Origin of the sequence: Saccharomonospora iraqiensis subsp. paurometabolica YIM 90007 (assembly GCF_000231035.2) — a bacterium.
GTDB classification, from domain to species: Bacteria; Actinomycetota; Actinomycetes; order Mycobacteriales; family Pseudonocardiaceae; genus Saccharomonospora; species Saccharomonospora paurometabolica.
In genome coordinates, this window is the sequence record NZ_KI912186.1 from 7953 (window position 1) to 10600 (window position 2648).

Annotated in this window: 1 protein-coding gene; it reads left to right on the forward strand. The window is 74.9% G+C overall.

All coding sequences use genetic code 11. The annotated features are described in order from the left end of the window. A partial coding sequence (locus SACPADRAFT_RS31885) for a type I polyketide synthase (RefSeq protein ID WP_007027209.1) occupies positions 1–2648 on the forward strand: 2648 nt, incomplete at both ends.

Consider the following 2648-nt stretch of genomic DNA (forward strand, 5'->3'; position numbering starts at 1 on the left):
GGCACCGCCTGGGGCGAGGGCGCGGGCGTGCTGGCCCTGATGCGCCTGTCCGACGCCCAGCGCGGCAGCCACCCGATCCTGGCCGTGCTGCGCGGCTCCGCCGTGAACTCCGACGGCGCGTCCAACGGACTCACCGCCCCGAACGGGCCGTCGCAGCGGCGGGTCATCCGGCACGCCCTGCGCCACGCCGGGCTCACTCCCGACGACGTCGACCTCGTCGAGGCACACGGCACCGGCACCACGCTGGGTGACCCGATCGAGGCCGACGCCCTCATCGCCTCCTACGGCCAGGACCGCCCGGCACCGTTGCTGCTGGGTTCGGTCAAGTCCAACCTCGGCCACACACAGGCCGCCGCGGGTGCGGCCGGAGTGCTCAAGGCGATCATGGCCATGCGCCACGGCGTCGTGCCCGCGACCCTGCACGTCGACGCCCCCACCCCGCACGTCGACTGGTCCGGGGGCGCGGTCAGGCTGACCACCGAGAACACCCCGTGGCCCGACCTCGACCGGCCGCGCCGGGCGGGTGTGTCGTCGTTCGGCATCAGCGGCACCAACGCGCACGTGGTGCTCGAACAGGGCCAGGCCGCCGAGCCGGTCGCACCATCCGACTGGGAGGGACCGGTCGCGCTGGTCGTCTCCGGGCGCGGGGAGGCCGGAGCCCAGGCGCACGCCGCACGGATCGCCGACCTGCTCGAATCCATCCCTGATCTTTCCGCTGTGGACGTCGCGCACTCGCTGGCGACCACCCGGTCCGCGCTGGAGCAGCGGATCGCCGCGGTGGGCCAGACCCGCGACGAGCTGGTGGAGCGGCTGCGCTCGGGCCAGGTCGTGCCCGCCCGTGGTGGCCGGACGGCGTTCGTGTTCACCGGCCAGGGCTCGCAGCGGGCCGGGATGGGGCGCGAGCTGGCCGAGGCGTTCCCGGTGTTCGCGCGCGCCTTCGACGAGGTTCTGGCCCTGTTCCCCGCCGACGTTCGCGACGCGATCACCGACGGTGCCCGAATCGACGAGACGCAGTTCGCCCAACCCGCCATCTTCGCGTTCGAACTCGCGCTGGTGCGGCTGTTCGAGTCCTGGGGCGTGCGGCCGGACGTCGTCCTGGGCCACTCGGTGGGCGAGATCGCCGCTGCCCATGTTGCCGGGGTGTTCTCGCTCGCCGACGCCGCGCGGCTCGTGGTGCGGCGCGGCGCGCTCATGGGATCGGTGGACCGGCGCGGGGCGATGGCGGCCGTTGCCGTCGCCGAGGACGACCTCGAGCTCGTCGACGGTGTCGAGATCGCCGCGGTGAACGCACCGGACTCGGTGGTGGTGTCCGGCGACGAGGACGCCGTCGTCGAACTGGCGGCGCGATACGAGGCGCGTGGGGTGAAGGTCAAGCGCCTCGCGGTCAGCCACGCCTTCCATTCCGCGCACATGGACCCCGTGCTCACCGAGTTCCGGTCCGTCGTCGAATCCGCCGAACGGGCCGAACCGTCGGTGGCGTTCGTCGGGGTCGCCTCCGACGCCGGTCCGCAGGACGCCGGGTACTGGGTGAGCAACGTCCGAAACACCGTCCGGTTCGCCGACGGCGCCGCCCGCCTGGACGCCGCGCACGTGCTGGAGATCGGCCCCGACGCCGCACTGAGCGCGCTCGTCGACGGCTGCGTTCCCGCGCAGCGCGGCAGCGCCGAGCGCCGGAGCGCGCTCGAAGCCCTGGCCGCCCTGCACGCCGCCGGGCGGACGGTCGACTGGGCCGCAGTCCAGCGCGGAAACCGGGTTGAGCTGCCCACCTACCCGTTCCGGGCCACCCGGTTCTGGCCGAAGCCCCGCCGCGGCTGGACCGGTGACCTGTCCGCCGCCGGTCTCAGTGCCGCCGACCATCCGCTGCTCGGTGCCGTGGTCGCCGACCCGCACGGCGTCGTCCTGACCGGGCGGCTGTCCCTGGACACCCATCCCTGGCTGGCCGACCACGCGGTGCTGGGCACCGCGATCCTGCCCGGCACCGCGTTCGTGGAGCTGGCCGTGCGCGCGGGCGACCAGGTCGGCTGCCCCACGGTCGCCGACCTCGCCGTCGAGACGCCCCTGGCGCTCACCGAGGACGCCGCCGTCCAGTTGCGCGTCACCGTCTCCGGCCCCGCCGCCGACGGCACCCGCGACGTCACCGTCCACTCGCGAGCGGAGAGTCTCGCCGACACCGACGGCTGGACCCGCCACGCCTCCGGCACCCTCGCCACCGCTGCCGGCGCCGGCGAGTCGATCACCTGGCCCCCGGAGGGCGCGGACCCGCTCGACACCGACACCCCGTACGAGCTGTTCGCCGAGCGCGGGTTCGCCTACGGGCCCGCGTTCCAGGGACTGACCGCCGCCTGGCGGCGCGGCGACGAGCTGTTCGCCGAGGTGAACCTCCCCGCCGATGCCGCTGCCGACGAGGTCGCGGGTTTCGCCGTCCACCCCGCCCTGCTGGACGCGGCGCTGCACGTCGTGCTGCTCGGCGCCGACGGGGAGGACGGGAAGGCCCCGCACCTGCCCTTCGCGTGGGGCGGCGTCACCGTGCACGCCACCGGCGCCACCGCCGCGCGCGTGCGCATCACCCCGGCCGGGCCGGAGACGGTGTCCGTCGCGGTCACCGACGCCACCGGTGCCCCGCTCGTCACCGCCGAGACGCTCGTCTT